The 15,926-nt window shown below is 77.5% G+C and carries 18 protein-coding genes; 9 read left to right on the top strand and 9 right to left on the bottom strand.

Translation table 11 applies throughout. From position 1 onward, the window contains the following. The first annotated feature begins 116 nt into the window (after positions 1-116). The gene (gene cobM / locus ACI780_RS24045; protein WP_456868966.1) at positions 117-863 is read left to right on the top strand and encodes a precorrin-4 C(11)-methyltransferase; all 747 of its coding nucleotides are present in this window, start codon (positions 117-119) and stop codon (positions 861-863) included. On the opposite strand, the gene ACI780_RS24040 is transcribed toward cobM, so the two are convergent. Continuing rightward, positions 854-1,936, bottom strand: a complete 1,083-nt coding sequence (locus ACI780_RS24040) for a cobalt-precorrin-5B (C(1))-methyltransferase (RefSeq protein WP_457006023.1) — start codon at positions 1,934-1,936, stop codon at positions 854-856. The two genes, cobM and ACI780_RS24040, sit on opposite strands and share 10 nt — an antisense overlap. A 26-nt stretch (positions 1,937-1,962) precedes the next feature. Here ACI780_RS24040 and ACI780_RS24035 point away from each other — a divergent pair, with 26 nt between their 5' ends. The 5 genes from ACI780_RS24035 to ACI780_RS24015 all read left to right on the top strand — a co-directional run bounded on the left by ACI780_RS24035 (position 1,963) and on the right by ACI780_RS24015 (position 6,909). Next, entirely contained in the window at positions 1,963-2,697 is a 735-nt protein-coding gene (locus ACI780_RS24035; protein WP_457006022.1) for a cobalt-precorrin-6A reductase, read from the top strand. A gap of 43 nt (positions 2,698-2,740) precedes the next feature. After that, positions 2,741-3,223: an FBP domain-containing protein gene (locus ACI780_RS24030; RefSeq protein WP_457006025.1), complete on the top strand. Its 483-nt coding sequence runs from the start codon at positions 2,741-2,743 to the stop codon at positions 3,221-3,223. A 105-nt stretch (positions 3,224-3,328) separates the two neighbouring features. Continuing rightward, positions 3,329-5,041, top strand: coding sequence for an ABC transporter (locus ACI780_RS24025; RefSeq protein ID WP_457006021.1), 1,713 nt, complete (start codon positions 3,329-3,331; stop codon positions 5,039-5,041). Further along, positions 5,038-6,621 carry a GTPase gene (locus ACI780_RS24020; RefSeq protein ID WP_457006020.1) on the top strand — a complete coding sequence of 528 codons (1,584 nt, stop codon included), beginning with the start codon at positions 5,038-5,040 and terminating at the stop codon, positions 6,619-6,621. The genes ACI780_RS24025 and ACI780_RS24020 overlap by 4 nt, the downstream gene beginning before the upstream one ends. Positions 6,622-6,699: 78 nt before the next feature. Further along, the gene (locus tag ACI780_RS24015; protein ID WP_456868961.1) at positions 6,700-6,909 is read left to right on the top strand and encodes a DUF4177 domain-containing protein; all 210 of its coding nucleotides are present in this window, start codon (positions 6,700-6,702) and stop codon (positions 6,907-6,909) included. A gap of 26 nt (positions 6,910-6,935) precedes the next feature. Here ACI780_RS24015 and ACI780_RS24010 read toward each other — a convergent pair whose 3' ends face one another. The 4 genes from ACI780_RS24010 to ACI780_RS23995 all read right to left on the bottom strand — a co-directional run bounded on the left by ACI780_RS24010 (position 6,936) and on the right by ACI780_RS23995 (position 9,074). Next, a complete protein-coding gene (locus tag ACI780_RS24010) occupies positions 6,936-7,064 on the bottom strand; it encodes a hypothetical protein (protein WP_456868960.1) in 129 nt (42 codons plus the stop codon). 38 nt (positions 7,065-7,102) lie between these two features. Beyond that, complete coding sequence (locus ACI780_RS24005) at positions 7,103-7,231, bottom strand: hypothetical protein (protein WP_456868959.1); 129 nt, start codon at positions 7,229-7,231, stop codon at positions 7,103-7,105. A gap of 362 nt (positions 7,232-7,593) precedes the next feature. Further along, positions 7,594-8,463, bottom strand: a complete 870-nt coding sequence (locus ACI780_RS24000; protein ID WP_457006019.1) for an HNH endonuclease signature motif containing protein — start codon at positions 8,461-8,463, stop codon at positions 7,594-7,596. Beyond that, positions 8,430-9,074 carry a hypothetical protein gene (locus ACI780_RS23995; RefSeq protein WP_457006018.1) on the bottom strand — a complete coding sequence of 215 codons (645 nt, stop codon included), beginning with the start codon at positions 9,072-9,074 and terminating at the stop codon, positions 8,430-8,432. The genes ACI780_RS24000 and ACI780_RS23995 overlap by 34 nt, the downstream gene beginning before the upstream one ends. Before the next feature lie 237 nt (positions 9,075-9,311). On the opposite strand from ACI780_RS23995, the gene ACI780_RS23990 reads away from it, so the two are divergent. Beyond that, on the top strand, positions 9,312-9,545 hold the full coding sequence (locus tag ACI780_RS23990) for a hypothetical protein (RefSeq protein WP_456868957.1): 234 nt from the start codon (positions 9,312-9,314) through the stop codon (positions 9,543-9,545). Next, the gene (locus ACI780_RS23985) at positions 9,437-10,039 is read left to right on the top strand and encodes a tyrosine-protein phosphatase (RefSeq protein WP_457006024.1); all 603 of its coding nucleotides are present in this window, start codon (positions 9,437-9,439) and stop codon (positions 10,037-10,039) included. Before ACI780_RS23990 ends, ACI780_RS23985 begins: the two co-directional genes overlap by 109 nt. A 33-nt stretch (positions 10,040-10,072) precedes the next feature. On the opposite strand, the gene ACI780_RS23980 is transcribed toward ACI780_RS23985, so the two are convergent. Genes ACI780_RS23980 through ACI780_RS23970 form a run of 3 tightly spaced genes read right to left on the bottom strand, consistent with a single transcriptional unit; the run spans position 10,073 to position 13,465 of the window. Continuing rightward, the gene (locus tag ACI780_RS23980; protein WP_456868954.1) at positions 10,073-11,305 is read right to left on the bottom strand and encodes an MFS transporter; all 1,233 of its coding nucleotides are present in this window, start codon (positions 11,303-11,305) and stop codon (positions 10,073-10,075) included. 49 nt (positions 11,306-11,354) lie between these two features. Continuing rightward, positions 11,355-12,848, bottom strand: a complete 1,494-nt coding sequence (locus tag ACI780_RS23975) for a precorrin-2 C(20)-methyltransferase (protein ID WP_457006017.1) — start codon at positions 12,846-12,848, stop codon at positions 11,355-11,357. Continuing rightward, entirely contained in the window at positions 12,845-13,465 is a 621-nt protein-coding gene (locus ACI780_RS23970; RefSeq protein WP_457006016.1) for a precorrin-8X methylmutase, read from the bottom strand. Before ACI780_RS23970 ends, ACI780_RS23975 begins: the two co-directional genes overlap by 4 nt. 44 nt (positions 13,466-13,509) lie before the next feature. Here ACI780_RS23970 and ACI780_RS23965 point away from each other — a divergent pair, with 44 nt between their 5' ends. Then, positions 13,510-14,691: a glucose-1-phosphate adenylyltransferase family protein gene (locus tag ACI780_RS23965; protein ID WP_457006015.1), complete on the top strand. Its 1,182-nt coding sequence runs from the start codon at positions 13,510-13,512 to the stop codon at positions 14,689-14,691. Here the strand turns inward: ACI780_RS23965 and cobG are convergent. Continuing rightward, the gene (gene cobG / locus ACI780_RS23960; protein ID WP_457006014.1) at positions 14,664-15,833 is read right to left on the bottom strand and encodes a precorrin-3B synthase; all 1,170 of its coding nucleotides are present in this window, start codon (positions 15,831-15,833) and stop codon (positions 14,664-14,666) included. The two genes, ACI780_RS23965 and cobG, sit on opposite strands and share 28 nt — an antisense overlap. Between the last annotated feature and the right edge of the window lie 93 nt (positions 15,834-15,926).

The raw sequence follows: 15,926 nt of genomic DNA, 5'->3' as shown, positions 1-15,926 counted from the left end.
TGGTGCGCGACCCGGTTGGGCCGCCGCACGGGCGGGGCAGGGGCCGGGGGGGCGGGGGTGGTGTGCGGCGGATGGGCGCCGGGCACTTCCGCGGAAGTGCCCGGGGAGGTCCTCCGGTGACCGTGCACTTCATCGGCGCCGGCCCGGGCGCGGCCGACCTGGTCACGCTGCGCGCGGCGCGGATCATCGCCACCGCCCCGGTCTGCCTCTACGCCGGCGCGCTGGTGCCCCGCGAGCTGCTCGCCACCGCCCCGCCCGGCGCGCGGCTGGTCGACACCGCCGACCTCGACCTCGACGCCATCACCGCCGAGCTCGTCGCCGCGCACGCGGCCGGGCACGACGTCGCCCGGCTGCACTCCGGCGACCCGTCGGTGTACAGCGCGATGGCCGAGCAGATGCGCCGGCTCGACGCCGCCGGCGTGCCCTACGACGTCGTCCCGGGGGTGCCCGCGTTCGCCGCCGCGGCCGCGTCGCTCAAGCGGGAGCTCACCGTGCCCGGCGTGGGGCAGACCGTGGTGCTCACCCGCACCAGCGCGCGGTCCACGCCGATGCCGCCGGGGGAGGAGCTGGCCGCCTACGCCGCCACCGGGGCCACGCTGGTGCTGCACCTGGCCGTGCAGCGGATCGCCGAGCTCGCGCCGCAGCTGGCCGCGCACTACGGCGACGACGGCCCGGTCGCCGTCGTCGCCCGGGCCAGCCGCGACGACGAGCTGGTGCTGCGCGGCACGCTCGCCGACATCGCCGGGCAGGTCGAGGCCGCGGGCGTGCGGCGGACGGCGGTCGTCGTCGTGGGCCCGGTGCTCACCGCCGAGCAGTTCCCCGACAGCCACCTGTACTCGACGGCGCGGTGCCGTCAGGCCTGACCCACGACCTCACCGGCGCGGTCGATCACCACGACGTCGACCTCGACCGGCGCCCTCCTCAGCACGCCGAGCGCCGTCTCCCGGGCGCCCGCGGCCACCAGGTCGCCGAGCGGCAGCCCGGCCGCCTGGCACTGCCGCAGCGCGTCGAGCGCGGTGTTCGCGCCGCGCACGCCCTCGACCAGCTCGCGCGGGCCGCCCGCGCCGGCCACCCGGGCGGCGAGGGAGTCGAAGGACACCTGCGAGCGGCCCGAGTGCAGGTCGAGGTGGCCGTCGGCGAGCTTGGCCAGCTTGCCGATGCCCCCGGCGACGGTCAGCCGCGGCACCGGGTGGCGGCGCAGGTACTTGAGCACCGCGCCGGCGAAGTCGCCCATGTCCAGCAGCGCGTCCTCGGGCAGCCCGTGCAGCTCCTGCACCGTCCGCTCGCTGGTCGAGCCGGTGCACCCGGCGACGTGGGTGCGCCCGGCCGCGCGGGCGACGTCGATGCCGCGGCGGATCGAGTCGATCCACGACGAGCACGAGTAGGGCACGACGACGCCGGTGGTGCCCAGCACCGACAGCCCGCCGACGATCCCCAGCCGCGGGTTCCACGTCCGGCGCGCCAGCTCCGCGCCGTGCTCGATGGACACCTCGACGACGACGTCGCCGCTGCCGCCGTGCCGGTGCGCCACCATGGCCACGTGCTCGCGCACGAACTGCCGCGGCATCGGGTTGATCGCCGGCTCGCCCACCGCCAGGGGCAGGCCCGGCTTGGTCACCGTGCCCACGCCCTCCCCCGCCCGGAAGACGACGCCGCTGCCCGGCTCGCCGTGCGCCACCCGCACGCCCACCAGGGCGCCGTGGGTGACGTCGGGGTCGTCGCCGGCGTCCTTGACGACCGCCGCGCGGGCCGCGCCGGGCTCGAGCGCCTCCGTGGCCAGCGCGAAGGACGGGTGCCGGTCGTGGGGCAGGTGGATGGTCACCGGGTCGGGGAACTCGCCGGTGAGCAGCGCGGTGTAGGCCGCGGTGGCCGCCGCCGTCGCGCACGCGCCGGTGGTCCACCCGTGCCGCAGCCCGGAGGCGCCGTCCCTGCCCACGCGCCCATGATCCCCGGAGCCCGGCCGTGACCGGGCAGGTCCTCGTGCTCGGCGGCACCGGCGAGGCGCGGCGGCTGGCCGCGGCGCTGGTGGCCGAGGGCGTCGACGTGCTCTCCAGCCTCGCCGGGCGGGTGGCCGACCCGCTGCTGCCCGAGGGCCAGGTGCGGGTCGGCGGCTTCGGCGGCGCCGACGGGCTGGCCGACTGGCTGGCCACCCACCGGCCGGCCGCCGTGGTCGACGCCACCCACCCCTTCGCCGCGCGGATCACCGCCAACGCCGCCGCGGCGGCCGCCCGGCACGGCACGCCGCTGCTGCGGCTGCAGCGCCCCGGCTGGACCCCGGGACCGGGGGACGACTGGCGCTACGTGGACTCGCTGGACGCGGCGGCCGAGGCCGTGCACGGGCGCGGCACGGTCTTCCTCACCACCGGCCGGCAGGGCGTCGGCGCCTTCGCCGCACTGCCCGGGCGGGTGCTGGTGCGCGCGGTCGACCCGCCCGACGAGCCGCTGCCGGCCGGGGCGACGTTGCTGCTGGCCCGCGGCCCGTTCACGGTGGAGGAGGAGGTGGCGCTGATGCGCGAGCACGGCGTCGCCGTCGTCGTCGCCAAGGACTCCGGCGGGCACCTGACCGAGGCCAAGCTCACCGCCGCCCGCCGGCTCGGGCTGCCCGTCGTCCTGGTGCGCCGGCCACCGCTGCCGGCAGGGGTCGCCGTGGTGGGCACCGTCGAGGAGGCGCTGCGCTGGGTGCGGGAAACCGGTTGAGACGCGTCGGTGCCGGATCGCAGGATGGCGCCTCGTGGAACCGATGACCGAGACGCAGGTGCGCCGCTCCTTCGTCAACTGCTCGAAGGGCGAGGCGACCTCCGCCACGCTGCCGCGCGACCTGGCCGACCTGCCGTGGGACGAGCTCGAGGTGCTCGGCTGGCGCGACGCCAAGGCGCCGCTGCGCGGCTACCTCGTGGTGCAGCGGGAGGGGCGGCCGGTCGGCATCGCGCTGCGTGCCGCGGAGTCGCGGATGTCGGCCCGCCGCAGCGTGATGTGCCTGCTGTGCCGGTCCACGCAGTCCGGTGACGCGGTGTCGCTGTTCACCGCGCGGCGGGCCGGTGAGGCCGGGCGCAACGGCAACACGGTGGGCACCTACGTGTGCGCCGACCTCGGCTGCGCCGCCCGCGCCCGCACCGAGATCCCGCCGTGGCTGCACGACCGCGACCCGCTCCTCGTGGGCGAGGAGCGGGTCGCGGAGCTGCGCGGGCGGGTCGGGGAGTTCCTCGCCGCCGTCCTGGGGTGACCCCGCCGCTCAGGCGGCGGTGATCCGGGAGCGGACCGCTCACCCGGACGGGCCGCTCACCGGGGGCAACGGGTAGCGGAGGCCGCCGCGGGCTACCTACCGGGGGTGACCGGACCCGTTCCGCTGACCGACGCGCTGCAGGAGCTCCGCGACGCGGTGGCGCACGCCCCGCTCGGCCTGGCCACCCCCGGCCGCGAGGCGACCGCCCGCACCGCGCGGGCCGTCGTCGACCAGGTCGACGACTACCTGCTGCCCCGGCTGCGCGACCTCGACGCCCCACTGCTGGCGGTGGTCGGCGGCTCGACCGGCGCCGGCAAGTCCACGCTGGTCAACAGCGTGCTGCGCGCGAAGGTGACCGCGCCCGGCGTGCTGCGGCCGACCACCCGCGCGCCGGTGCTGGTCTGCTCGCCGGCCGACCTCGCCGCGTTCTCCGGCGACCGCGTGCTCCCGCACCTGCCCCGCACGACCGGCGGGGGCGAGAGCGCCCGTGACGTCACCGGGGGGTTGCGGCTGGTGCCCAGCGAGGCGCTGCCCGCCGGGCTGGCGCTCATCGACGCCCCCGACGTCGACTCGGTGGTGGAGGCCAACCGCGACCTCGCCGGGCAGCTGCTGTCGGCCGCCGACCTGTGGGTGTTCGTGACGACGGCGGCGCGCTACGCCGACGCCGTCCCGTGGGACCTGCTGCGCACGGCGCAGGAGCGGGGCACCGCGCTGGCCGTCGTGCTCGACCGGACGCCGCCGGAGGCGGTGACCGAGGTCGCCGCCGACCTCGCCTCGATGCTGCAGCGCGGCGGGCTGGGCGGCGCGCGGCTGTTCGTCGTCGAGGAGCGGCCGCTGACCGACGGCTTCCTGCCCGAGGACCAGGTCGCCCCGCTGCGCGACTGGCTGCGGGGCCTGGCCGCCGACCAGGAGCAGCGCGCCGCCGTGGTGCGGCAGACCCTGGCCGGGGCGCTGGAGAGCCTCGACGGGCGGGTGGCCGCGGTGGCCGACGGGGTCGACGAGCAGGCCGCGGCCGCGCGCGGCCTGGCCGACGCCGCCGACGCCGCCTACGGCGGCGCGCGTGCCGCCGTCGCCGAGGGCGTGGGCAACGGCAGCCTGCTGCGCGGGGAGGTGCTCGCCCGCTGGCAGGACTTCGTCGGCACCGGGGAGTGGATGCGCTCGCTGCAGAGCCAGGTGGGGCGGCTGCGCGACCGGATCGGAGCGGCGCTCACCGGCCGGCCGTCGACGGCGGACTCGCTGTCCGGGGCGCTGGAGTCCGGCGTGGAGACGCTGCTGCGGTCGGAGGCCGACCGCGCCGCCGAGCGCACGGTCACCGCGTGGCGCTCGCTGCCCGGCGGTGCGGCGCTGGTGGCGGGGCGGGAGGAGGACCTGGGCGCGACCTCGCCGGACTTCGCCCCGGCCGCCGCCGAGGAGGTGCGCGACTGGCAGGGGTACGTGCTGGACCTGGTCCGCGAGGAGGGCGCGAGCCGGCGGTCCCGGGCGCGGCTGCTGTCCTGGGGGGTGAACGGCGCCGGGGCGGTGGTCATGGTCGCCGTCTTCGCCTCGACGGCGGGGCTGTCGGGGGCGGAGCTGGCGATCGCCGGCGGGACGACCGCGGTGGGGCAGCGGGTGCTGGAGGCGGTGTTCGGCGACGCCGCGGTGCGCGCGCTGGCCGCCCGCGCCCGCGCCGACCTCGACGCCCGCGCCACCCGGCTGCTGGGCACAGAGCAGGACCGCTTCGACGAGCTGCTGGGCGTCGTCGCAGGCGCCCCCGACGCGGCCGACCGGCTGCGGGCCGCCGTCGCCACGCTCGCCGCGGCCCGGGGCGTGGCCGCGTGAGGGGTCGGGAGACGCCGCTGGCCGACCGGCTGGCCGCGCTGCGCGAGGCGGTCGGGGTGGCCGAGGGGCGGCTGGAGGTGCCCGAGGTGGGCGCGGCCCGGCAGCTGCTGGCCAAGGCCGGGGCCCGGGAGGCGCTGGGCGACGCGACCGTCGTCGCGCTGGCCGGCGCCACGGGCAGCGGCAAGTCCACGCTGTTCAACGCGCTGTCCGGGGCGGAGGTGAGCACCCCGGGGGTGCGGCGGCCGACGACCGGCGTGGCGCACGCCAGCGTCTGGGGCGAGCACGGCGCCGACCGGCTGCTCGACTGGCTGGAGGTCCCGCGGCGGCACCGGGTGGACGACGGCGACCCGGCCCTCGACGGGCTGGTGCTGCTGGACCTGCCCGACCACGACAGCGTGCGGCTGGAGAACCGGCTGGAGGTCGACCGGCTGGTGCAGCTGGTCGACGTCCTGGTGTGGGTGCTCGACCCGCAGAAGTACGCCGACGACGCCGTGCACACCCGCTACCTCGCGCCGCTGGCCGGGCACGCGGGGGTGCTGCTGGTGGTGCTCAACCAGGTCGACCGGCTCGACGAGGCGGCGGTGGTGGCGTGCCTGGCCGACCTGCGCCGGCTGCTCGACGAGGAGGGCCTGGCGGGGACGCCGGTGCTGCCCACCGCGGCCCGCAGCGGCCTGGGGCTGCCGGAGCTGCGTGCCGAGCTGGCCCGCCGGGTGGGTGCGCGCAGGGCGGCCACCGACCGGCTCACGGCCGATGCCCGCGCCGCGGCCGGCGCGCTCGCCGTCCACTGCGCGCCCGACCTCGGCCGCGACCGCGGACCCGGCCGCGCCGCCCGCGACGAGCTCACCGGGGCGCTGGCCGACGCCGCGGGGGTGCCTGCGGTCGTCGGCGCGGTGGAGCGCTCGGCCCGCCGCAGCGGCACCGCGCACACCGGCTGGCCGCTGCTGCGGTGGACGCGGAAGCTGCGGGCCGACCCGCTGTCGCGGCTGCACCTGGGCGACGAGCGGTCGCGCACGTCGCTGCCGCAGGCGGGAGCGGTGCAGCTGGCCGGCATGGACGCCGCGCTGCGCCGGGCCCGCGACGACGCCGGCCGCGGGCTGCCCCCGGCCTGGCGCGACGAGCTGCGACGCACCACCGAGGACGTCGGCGAGCGGCTGCCCGACCGGCTCGACCGCGCCGTCGCCGGCACCGACCTGGGGCCGGACCGCACGCCGCTGTGGCAGCGCGCCGTCGGCGGCCTGCAGTGGCTGCTCGCGCTGGTGGCGCTGGCCGGGGCGCTGTGGCTGATCGGGCTGGTCGCGCTCGGGCTGCTGCAGCTCGACGACGTCGTCCCGCTGCCCCGGGTGCAGGGCATCCCGCTGCCCACGGTGCTGCTCGTGCTCGGCCTGCTGGCCGGGGTGCTGCTCGCGGTCCTGTCCCGGCCGCTGGTGGCCGCCGGCGCCAGACGCCGGGCGCGCACGGCCAGGCGACGGCTCACCGCCCGGGTCGCGGAGGTGGCCGACGAGGAGGTGCTGGCACCGGTGGCGGAGGTGCGCGCCGAGCACGACCGCTACTGCGCGGCGGTGGGGCGGGCCGCGTCCTGACGTGCGGCACCGGCAGGCGTGGACACCGGGTGCCGGGACGGCCAGGCTGGCCCTCCGTACCGGCGAGGGGAGCGGTCGATGGCTGCGCGCTACGAGTACAAGGTCGAGGAGATCCGCGAGGGCATGCTCGGCGGCAAGATGTCCGGCGACAAGCTCGAGGGGGTCCTCAACGCGCGCGCCCGTGAGGGCTGGCAGCTCAGGGCGATCACCGCCGTCCAGGTGAAGGGCCGCATCGGGCCCGGCGGCGTCGAGGGCGTGCTGGTGACCTTCGAGCGGCCCCTCGTCTGAGCTCCCCGACAGCGGTCGGGGAGCTGTCAGTTCGGGTTCAGGTCCTCGATCCTCCCCAGCAGCCAGAGGCGGACGTCGGCGAGGCGGTCCTCCCGGGAGGCGGCCAGCTGCTCGCGCAGTCGCTCGCGGTCCTCGCGGGACGGGTCGTCGATCACGTCGAGATCCCGTACCCAGCGGAGCCCGCTTCTACTGCTCAGGAGCTGCGGACGGCGAGCAGGGTCGCGGCGAGCAGGACCACCGAGCTCAGCGCGACGAGGGTCCCGGCGGCCACCCGGCCGGTGCGTGGCCGGAGCAGACGGGCGCCGGCGAGCACCAGGCACACACCGACCAGCAGCAGGACACCCCTGGGCCGTCCACCTGGTGTCCAGCCAGGTGTCGGCCGTCCGGCACGGGCGGCAGGCCGTGACGGTGCAGCCGTGGGTGTCCGTGCACGCGGTCATCACGCCGAGGTCCGCGGCGCAGCTGCCCAGCGTGGCGATGACGGCCATCACGGCGAGGGCTGCGGTCAGCGGCGCCCGCGCGTTCGGCCGGGGAGCGGGCGCCCGGAGCCGAGGCTCGCTCATCCGTGGCCGTGACCAGGGACCAGCTCGTCTCGGGCGTCGGGCACGGCGACAGCCTCGACGGGCGACCGCCCACGGGCGATCACACCCGCGGAGCGGTGTTCGCGGGTGTGATCGCCCTGGATCAGAAGGGCGGTGGGTCGTCGTCCGGGTCGGGCGGCCCGTCGGCTTCCGGTGGTGGCTCGGGTGTCGGCGGTGGTCGCAGGCCCGGTGGCCGGGTGGTCCGGGTGATGCCGGACGGGGTGGTGACGGTCAGCGTGCCGTCGTCGCTCATCTCGAACCGCCAGCCGCGGGCGAAGGTCTTCACGCGGTGGTGGCTGCGGCAGAGGCAGCACAGGTTGGCGCAGTCGGTGGCCCCGCCCTCGGCGTGGGGGAGGACGTGGTCGGCGTCGGCCCAGCCGACCCGCTGCCCGCAGGTGGGCATCCGGCAGGTGCGGTCGCGGGTGCGCACGAACGCCTGCTGGGCGGCCGAGGGCGTGTAGCCGTCCCGGCCCGCGGGCCGGTCGAGCACCGCGCACCCGCACTCGGCGTCCGCGGGGTGGTCGGGGCAGCCGCGGGCGGCCAGCCGGCGCAGCCGGTCCAGCGGGGCCGTCGCCCGGAGCGTCCCGTCGTCCTCGGTGAGTGCGACGGTCACCGTGCCGCCTTCGGGGGTCTGCACGCCGAGTGCGTCGAGCTGTCGCAGCAGTTCGCGCAGGTGGGTGGCGGTGATCGGCAGTCCGTTCACCGCCCCGGCCTGGTCCGAGCGGCCGGCCAGCGACGCCAACGACGCGATGATCTGCAGGTGCGCGGTGACCGCCATCCCAGCCTGCCAGGGGCGCTGCAGCAGGTCGGCGAACACGGCGGTGCGCAGCTGCCCGATCGGCCGCGGATCGCCGTCGGCCTTCAGCATCCGCGCCAGCGCGTCGACGGTCGCGTGGCAGGCGGCGGCCACGTCGGTGGGCAGGTCGGCGGCGATCGTGCTCATCCCGTCCGACGGCGAGGGGTAGACGCGCACGTCCGAGCGCCTTCGGCGGTGTTGCGCCGTTCGTCGATGGCCTCCGAGCCGGCTTCCAGCAGGAGTTCGAGTGCCCGCTTCTTGACCTTCCCCACGGTCAGGCCGGCCGCCTCGGGCAGCACCACCGCCTCGATGCGCCGGGCGAGCGCCGGGGTGGTGTGCTGCAGCACGTCGGCCAGCGCCCTGGCGCGCGCCTCGTCCAGCTCCCCGGCGGCGAGCGCCGCCCAGGTGGCGGGCAGTCGTTCGCGGTAGGTCCAGGCGCGGGTGGCCAGGTGGTTGGCGGTACCCCGGCCGCAGTTGAGCACCACCGCCAACTCGGCGGTGAAGAACTCCGACACCCCCGGCAACTCACCATCGGGCTTCCACGACCGCGCACCTGGCGTGCCGGGAGCGGGGTCGGCATCGGAAGGGCGGGCCTCGGCCAGCCGCAGCACCAGCTCCGCTTCGTAGGCCGCCTCCATCGCCCGACGCTGCTGCACCCGCTGCAGCTCGACGGCGGCCTGCTCGTCGGAGAGCACCGCCACCGGCAGCCGCGGCACCTGTACGGGCCGCTCCACGAGCCACCCGGCGAGCGCCCGCTCCACCGGTGACACGTACTCCGCGACCTCCACGACCCCGAACCTACGCACCGGGTACGACAGTTCCCGCAGGTCAGACGGGGGCCTGGTCGGCAGCCGGTGAGGACCCCGCCGGCCTGCGATCGGGCGGCACCACTCCGCTCCAGGACGTCGAGCGGCGGCCGATGACAGGAGACGTGGGGCGGTGGGCACGGGCACCGAGCGTCTGCGCCCGTGCGTCGCGCAGTGGCCGGAGTCCCGTCCGATGACCTCATCCGCAGGAGGACCACGATGTCTCGTCCCGACCCCCACCAGGACCCGTGGCACGGGCCGGACCCGAGCTTCCTCGGTGAGGAGTCCCAGGGCGGGATGGGCAACCACGCCGGACCCGAACTGGCCCTCGCGCGGCTGCTGAACTGGGTGCTCGGCCGCAGGGGTGGCCGCGACACCCGCGAGGCCATCGAGGCCCGCGCACGGAAGGCCCGCCTCCGGGACGAACGCCGGGCCGCCAAGCGCTTCCGCTGACACTCCCACCCCCGCGCACCACGAGGTCCGGCGACGCATCCAGCGCCGACGGGCTCCACGACGAGCGAGTGACGACGTCCGAGGCGTCCATGGCGCGCTCGCAGCGGCGGTCTGCCGCCGTGAGCAGCGCTCGCGTGGCCGCCGTGGTGACGGCCCTCGCGCGGACGGCGCCCGGAGGCGTGCTGTTCCACTGCGCCGCCGGCCGTGACCGCACCGGCCTCGTCACCCTGTTGCTGCTGGCGCTGGCCGACGTGGAACCGGAGGCCGTCGCCGAGGACTACACCCTCAGCGTCGAGCCGCTGCGGCGGCTGGCGGCCCTGCTCGGACGGCCCGACGAGCAGCCCGCCCTCGAGCGGGTGCTCACCGCGCACGGCACGACGGCCCGCAGCTCGCTGCTGGCGACCCTCGAGGAACTCGACGTCGCGTCCTACCTGACCGCGGCCGGGGTCTCCGAGGACGACCTGGCCACCCTCCGCGACCGCCTGGTGGCATGAGCCGTCCCCGGGTCCCCTGCGGGGAGCAGGGGCTCAGGCGGCCAGCGGCTCCGCCGGCTCCTCGGTGCGGTCGGCGGCCGGAGGGCGGCGGTCGGCCAGCCGCAGTCCGGCGGCCGCGCCGAGGGCCAGCACGATGACGACGGCGCCGTAGACCTCCGCGACCAGCTGCAGGCCCACGGCGTTCGAGGCGATGCCGGCGACGATCGCCGGGACGCTGAAGGCCAGGTACCCGACGACGAAGACGCTCGACAGCAGCCCCGCGCGGTGGCCCGGCGCGACGCCGGCGGTCACCAGCGCCACCGCGCCGAGGAACGCCGCGCCGAAGCCGGTGCCCGCCACCGCGGCGGACAGGAAGAACAGCCAGGCCGAGCCGGTGGCCAGCGCGACCAGCAGGGCGGCCACGGCGACGGCGAACAGGAGACAGCCGCCGCCCATCGACCGGCGCGGCGGCAGGTCGCGGGCCAGCAGGCTCCCGACGACGCCGGCGCCCTGCATGCAGAGGATGAGCAGGCTGCCCACGAGGTGGTCGGTGATGCCGAAGACGCCGGCCACCAGCGACGGGCCCAGGGAGAGCACCAGGCCCCCCATCGCCCACAGCGCGACCAGCGCGGGGACGGCGACGGCGAACGCGCGGCGCTGTGGCCGCGGCACCTCGACCCGCGGGCGCAGCGAGGCCAGCGCCCCGGGCAGCCGCGGCGAGGACTCCGGCAGGAGCAGCACCAGCGCCGTCCCCAGCAGGAAGACGACGGTGAGCACGCCGAACACCCACGGCGTCGGGTCGGCGGTGCCCTCGATGGCCAGGCCGGCGCCGACCGCGCCGAGGGACAGGCCCAGGCCGGGCGAGACGCTGTTGAGCAGCGCGCCGAGCGGCCGCCGCCCGGGGCGCTGCAGGTCGAGCAGGGTGGCGCCCAGCGACCCGGTGAGCGCGCCGGTGGACAGCCCCTGCAGGACGCGGGCGGCCAGCAGCCAGCCCACGCCGTCGGCGGCGAGGAAGACCACCATGGCGACCGCCTGCAGCAGCAGCCCGGCGGCCAGCACCGGCCGCCGTCCCACGTGGTCGGAGAGGCTGCCGACCACCAGCAGCGCGGCCAGCAGCGCGAAGGCGTAGATGCCGAAGACCAGCGTCAGGACGCCGGCGCCGAAGCCGAACTGCTCCTGGTAGACGCGGTAGAGCGGCGACGGGACACCGGAGGCGGCCAGCACCAGCACGAGGAGTCCGGCCACCGACCAGAACGCGGCGGGCCGGGAGAGGCGGAGGGCGGGCACGACACAGGCCAAGTGGCGCGGGGACGGCGTTGTTCCCCGCCCCGGCGCGTCAGGCCGGGTAGCGGCGCGGTGTGTAGACCTGCCCCGACGGCGTCAGCCGCGTCTGCGACGAGCCGACCAGCACCAGGCAGCGCATGTCCACGGTCTCCGGGTCCAGCTCGCCGAGCGTGGTCACCCGGACCTCCTCCTCCGGCCCGCCGACGTCGCGGCCGACCACGACCACCGTCTCCGGCTTGCGCACCTCCAGCAGCGCGGTCAGCGCTTCGCCGAGCTGGTGCGGGCGCGCCTTCGAGCGCGGGTTGTAGAGGGCGAGGACCAGGTCGGCCGCCGCGGCGGCGCGCAGCCGGTCGAGGACGACGTCGAGCGGCTTGAGCACGTCCGACAGGCTGATGACGGCGAAGTCGTGGCCCAGCGGCGCGCCGACCCGCGCGGCCACGGCCTGGGCGGCGGTCAGGCCGGGCAGCACCCGCACCCGGACGCCGGCGTGCTCCGGGCGGCCGGCGGCCTCGAGCACCGCCGCGGCCATCGCGAACACGCCCGGGTCGCCGCTGGACACGACCGCGACCCGCCGTCCGGACCGGGCCAGCTCCAGGGCGTGCGCGGCGCGCTCGGCCTCCACCCGGTTGTCGCTGGGGTGGCGGGTCTGGCGCGGGTTGGCCGGCACCCGGTCGAGGTAGGGGCCGTAGCCGACCAGGTCGTCGGCGCAGGCGAGCGCGTCGGCGGCCTCGGGCGTCGTCCAGCCGCGGGCGCCGGGGCCCAGGCCGACGACGACGACCTCCCCGGCGCGCGCCCCGTCGTCCGGGGGCGCGGGCGCGTTGCCCGGCCCGGTGAGCGGGCTGGGCAGCAGCGCGAGGGAGAAGTACGGGACCGTCGCGGGGTCGACGTCGGCGAGCGGGAGGGTGCGCTGCCGGTCGGTGGTGGCCCGCTCGACGTAGAGCGCGCGGTCGAGGACGCCGGCGGCCTCGAACGCCTCGCGCACCTGCCCGAAGGTGCGGCCCAGCTTCAGCACCGCGGCGGAGTCGGTGGTGGCCAGCCACTCGGCGAGCTCGTCGGCCGGGAGGGTGCCGGGCAGCACGGTGAGCACCTCGTCGCGCTCCACCAGCGGCCGGCCCACCACCGCCGCCGCGCCGCTCACGCTGGTCACCCCGGGCACGACCTCGGTGGGGTAGCGGTGCGCGAGCCGCTTGTGCATGTGCATGTAGGAGCCGTAGAAGAACGGGTCGCCCTCGGCGAGCACGACGACGTCGCGGCCGGCGTCGAGGTGCGCGGCCAGCCGCGCCGCGGCGGCCTCGTAGAACTCGTCGATGGCGCCCTGGTAGCCGCCGGGGTGGTCGGTGGTCTCCGTGGTGACCGGGTAGACCAGCAGCTCCTCGACCTGGCCCGCGTGCAGGTAGGGCTCGGCGAGGGCGCGGGCCACCGAGCGGCCGTGCTGCGCGGCGTGGAAGGCGACGACGTCGGCGGCGGCGATCAGCCGGGCGGCCTTGACGGTGACCAGCTCGGGGTCGCCGGGGCCCAGCCCGACGCCGTAGAGGCGGCCGGTCACTCGACGTCGCTCGCGATCGCGTTCACGGCCGCGGCGGCCATGGCGCTGCCGCCCCGCCGCCCGCGGACGACGAGGTGCTCGAGGTCGGAGGCGGCCAGCGCCTCCTTGGACTCGGCGGCGCCGATGAAGCCGACCGGGATGCCGAGGACCGCGGCCGGGCGGGGCGCGCCGGCGGCGACCATCTCCAGCAGGTGGAACAGCGCGGTGGGGGCGTTGCCGACGGCGACGACGGCGCCGTCGAGGCGGTCGCGCCACAGCTCCAGCGCGGCGGCGGTGCGGGTGGTGCCGAGCGCGGCGGCCAGGGCGGGGACGCGCGGGTCGCCGAGGGTGCAGACGACGTCGTTGTCCTTCGGCAGCCGGCGGCGGGTGACGCCCGAGGCGACCATCTGCGCGTCGCAGAGCACCGGCGCGCCGGCGTCGAGGGCCTCGCGGGCGCGGCGGACGACGTCGGGGCTGTACGCGACGTCGGCGACCAGGTCGACCTGCCCGCAGGCGTGGATCATGCGCACGACGGTGCGGGCGACGTCGTCGGGCAGGCCGGTGAGGTCGGCCTCGGCCCGGATGGTCGCGAACGACCGCCGGTAGATCTCGGCGCCGTCCTTCTCGTACTCGTACATCGCCCGCGAGGCTACGGCCCGGTCCGGCGGGGTAGCGGGGGGCCATGGCCCTTCCCCGTCTGCTCGTCCTCGTCCTGGCCGGTGGTGCGGGTGGCCGCCTGCAACTGCTGACCGCGGACCGGGCCAAGCCCGCCGTTCCCTTCGCCGGGGTGTACCGGCTCGTCGACTTCCCGCTGAGCAACTGCCAGCACTCGCACATCGCCGACGTGTGGGTGTCGATCCAGCAGCACCCGACCTCGCTGGCCGACCACCTGGCCAACGGGCGGCCGTGGGACCTCGACCGCACCAGCGGCGGGCTGATGACGCTGCCGCCGTTCCAGGGGACCGAGCGGGGCGGGTGGAACACCGGGACGGCGAACTCGCTGTGGCGGCAGGCCGAGCTCGTCCGCGGGTTCGGCGCCGACGCGCTGGTGGTGGTCAGCTCCGACGCCGTCTACAAGCTGGACTACCGGGAGGTCGCCGAGGCGCACCTGCAGTCGGGGGCCGAGGTGACGATGGTGACCACCCAGGTCGACGCCGACGACGCCGCCCGCTACGGCATCGTCGAGGTCGACGGCGACCGGGTCACCGGCTACGCCTACAAGCCCGACGAGCCGGCCACCACCACCGCCACCAACGAGGTGTTCGTCTTCGACCCGGAGCCGACGCTCGACCGGCTCGAACAGCTGCGGTCCGAGGTCGGCGAGGAGGGGCTGGAGGACCTCGGCACCCACCTGCTGCCGGCGCAGACCCGCGACGGCCTGGCGCGGGCGTACCCGCTCGAGGGCTACTGGCGCGACGTGGGCACGGTCGAGTCCTACTGGGAGGCGCACCGGGACTTCCTCTCGCCCGAGCCGCCGATCGACCTCGACGACCCGCGGTGGCCGATCCACACCCGCGGCGGGCGGCACAGCGCGGCCCGGGTGCTCGACGACGGCCAGATCGAGAACAGCCTGCTCTCCGGCGGCACCCGCATCTCGGGCAACGTGCGCGGCTCGGTGCTCTCCCCGGGCGTGGTGGTCGAGGCCGGCGCGACGGTCCTGGACTCGGTGCTGCTGCCCGGGGTGCGGGTGCGCGCGGGCGCGACGGTGACCCGCTCGGTGGTCGACGACGGCGTGGACGTCGGCCGCGGCAGCTCGGTGGGCGGCGAGGGCGACGTCACCCTGGTGGGGCTGCGGGCGCAGCTGGCGGAGGGCACCGAGATCCCCGCCGGTGCGCGCTACCCCGACCCGGACGAGACCTCGTAGCCCGCCGGCGTCGCGACGACGTCGAGCACGTCCCCACGGGGGCGCCCGCACCGGCGCCCGCACCCCGCCCAGTGCACGCGCACGCCCTCCGGCACGGTGCCGCCCGCGACGGCGGCCGCGGCGTCGGCCCGGACGTCGGCCAGCGACCGCGCACACCCGGGCCGGCCGGCGCAGGCGGTGACCCGCGTCCACGGGCTCGCGGCGTCGAACACGATCCCGGTGCGGCGCAGGTCGACGGCGGCGTCGTCCACCCGGTCCTCGGGCAGGTCGGGGACGACCACGCTGCGCCACGGGGTCAGCTGGACCCCGCCGGCCAGCCCGGCGAGCAGGTCGGCCTGACCGGCGGACAGCCGCCCCAGCGGGACGACGCCGACCAGCGCCGTGCGCCCGCCGGGCTGCGGCCGCGCCCCCACCGGGCCGGCCGCCGGTGCCGACGGGACGGCGACCGGCGCCACGGGGGAACCGGGGAGCCGGTCGCGCACCCGCGCCGGGCCGTCGTCGAGCTCGGCCAGCCGCCACGCGGTGCCGCCCTGGGCCGCACGCTCGGCGAGGAGGGCGCGGGCGGCGGCCAGCAGCAGGTCCACCGCCGACGACGCCGGGGCGCGCAGCCCGCTGTCCGCCCCGGCCAGCAGCAGCGCCGCCGAGGTCGGGGACAGCGCGAGCAGGCCGACGTCGCCGCCGAGCCCGGACACGTCGCCGCGGCCGTCGTCGAGGGTGGCCAGGAAGCGGCCGGGCAGCTCCGCGAGACCGGGGTCGGCGCACAGGCCGGCGTCGAGCGCGGCCACCCACGGGCGGGCGTCGAGCAGGCCGCCGGCGCGGCCGGTGAGCGCGCTGGCCAGCACGTTGCGCACCCGCTCGTGCGTCTCGCTGGGCAGCAGGCCGGCCGCGGCCAGCCGGTCGCCGAGCTCCCGGGCGGCGCCGGGCGCGAGCCCGCGCAGCTGCAGGTTGCCCCGGCTGGTCATCTCCAGGGCGCCGTCGCCGAGGTCCCGGGCCGCCGCGGCCAGCACGCGCAGCTGCGCCGCGCCGAGCAGCCCGCCGGGGACGCGGACGCGGGCCAGCTCGCCGTCGGCGGCCGGGTGGGTCTGCAGCGCGCCCGGGCAGGCGTCAGGGCGGGATCGGGCAGGAGTCCGGGCGGGAGTCATGGGGCCCCCGCCCGTTCCGCGCGGGCGCCACCACCCGCCCCCCTAACGCGTACCCGCGGGCCCCGTCGAAACACAAAAACAAAAAGCGGCGCT

The sequence above is a fragment of the Geodermatophilus sp. SYSU D00814 genome (assembly GCF_054050055.1).
This window is presented reverse-complemented; position numbering and strand designations above follow the sequence as displayed.

Coding starts and splice junctions, on each gene's coding strand:
- ACI780_RS24030 (WP_457006025.1), top strand. CDS start 2,741: ATGACCGAGACGCAGGTGCGCCGCTCCTTCGTCAACTGCTCGAAGGGC.
- ACI780_RS24015 (WP_456868961.1), top strand. CDS start 6,700: ATGGCTGCGCGCTACGAGTACAAGGTCGAGGAGATCCGCGAGGGCATG.
- ACI780_RS23990 (WP_456868957.1), top strand. CDS start 9,312: ATGTCTCGTCCCGACCCCCACCAGGACCCGTGGCACGGGCCGGACCCG.
- ACI780_RS23970 (WP_457006016.1), bottom strand. CDS start 13,465: ATGTACGAGTACGAGAAGGACGGCGCCGAGATCTACCGGCGGTCGTTC.
- ACI780_RS23965 (WP_457006015.1), top strand. CDS start 13,510: ATGGCCCTTCCCCGTCTGCTCGTCCTCGTCCTGGCCGGTGGTGCGGGT.
- cobG (WP_457006014.1), bottom strand. CDS start 15,833: ATGACTCCCGCCCGGACTCCTGCCCGATCCCGCCCTGACGCCTGCCCG.